This is a genomic window from Corallococcus sp. 4LFB, assembly GCF_046520365.1.
Taxonomy (GTDB): Bacteria; Myxococcota; Myxococcia; order Myxococcales; family Myxococcaceae; genus Corallococcus; species Corallococcus caeni.
In genome coordinates this window covers 1-1,373 of record NZ_JBKGHJ010000993.1, presented here as the reverse complement: position 1 = coordinate 1,373, position 1,373 = coordinate 1, and the positions used below count along the sequence as shown (strand labels likewise).

Sequence of the window (1,373 nt, the reverse complement as noted above, 5' to 3'; positions counted from 1 at the left end):
CCTGCGGAGCCCGGGCGCGCTCGGCCCGGCGTCCGCGCAGGGCCCCCCACGCGAGCACGACCAGCGCGAGCAGGGCCAGCGGAATGGCCCAGCCGGCGATGCCCTTCTTGCGCTCCGGCGGACGGGTGTGGGTCTGCCGGGGCGTCGTCTCTCGCACGGTGTGGGCCTCCCGCACGGGGCCCGTCTCCCGGACCTGCACGACCTCACGGTGGGGTTCGATGACCTCCGCGACCGCGTGGCGCGCCCCCCCGAAGCCCAGGATGCCGCCCAGCCCCGCTGGCAGCGCGGCGGCGATGTTGTTGCGCTGGCCGTTGAGCAGCTGCATCAGCCCGGAGGAACCCATGCGCTGGTCGCGCACCTGCTTGCCCAGGACCCCCATCAGCATGGGCGCGGCCAGGGACAACAGCCGCGTCGCCGAGCCGGGGTTGCGCATCCCGCCAAAGCGCGTGAGCCCCTCGCTGACGCCGCCCAGCTTGTTGCCGAAGATGCCGCTCAGCATCCCCTTGCCGCGCTCCTCCTCGTCGAGCAGCCCCTCTCCGGCGCCGCCAGCGTGCGCGGGCGCGTCGGGGCCGGTGAAGCCGCCCTCGTTGAGCTTCGACAGCAGGCGGTGCGCGCCGGCCTCGTTGCCGCCCTGATCCGCGACGCCCGCGGCCACGGCGGCGATGGCGCCCGGCAGTGCCTTGGTGGTCGCCTGCGGATCCTCCCCCAGCGAGCCGCTGATCTTCTGCAGCAATCCCTTCTGCATGAACTGCGAGCCGACTGCTTCGATCAGGTTGAACGCCATGTCATGCCTCCCGGTCGGGTCCCGCACCGGGATGGCCGGTGCGCGAGGCCACCTCCCCACCGGACCGCGCGGGGCTGAGGGCTCTGGTGCAATCGATACGGAGCAAGGCGGGTGCTGGTAAGCCCTCGCGGTGAGCCCGGGGGAGAGCCCCTGGAGGGCCGTCACCTTCGCGGACGACTGCGAGAACGGGAGGGCACTCCAGCCCCCGCGTTCACTTGTCCGTGAGCCTTCCCGGGAGGGCGCGCGGGAAGTAGCGCGCGAGCAACTGCTCCGCGGTCCACCCCTGCCGTGCGAGCAGGGCCGCGCCGGCCTGACAGAGCCCGACGCCGTGACCGTGGCCCTGCCCTTCGAGGAGTGCCTGGTCACCCCCGAGCGTCATGGAGAACCGCGCGCTGCGGATCCGATCCCACCCGGCGCGGGCTCCCAGCGCGCGGAAGAAGGCATCCCCGCGCGCCTCGCGTCCCGAAGCGCGGTCCACGATGCGCACCACCGCCCCGCTGGAGTCCCGGTCCAGCAGCAGATCCTCCGCCTGCGCGGGGCCGCCGAGCGCCTCCGACGCGGCGGCCGACACCCGCGCGCGAGGCACGAC

At 74.1% G+C, this 1,373-nt stretch carries 1 protein-coding gene and 1 pseudogene; both read right to left on the bottom strand.

Annotated elements, in window-relative coordinates:
* Nucleotides 1–784, bottom strand: a 784-nt coding sequence (locus ACLEQD_RS43450) for a DUF937 domain-containing protein (RefSeq protein WP_410391799.1), incomplete at its 3' end; no start/stop codon positions are given.
* Between the two features lie 211 nt (nucleotides 785–995).
* Nucleotides 996–1,373: pseudogene (locus ACLEQD_RS43445) on the bottom strand (stage II sporulation protein SpoIID); the annotation flags it as partial.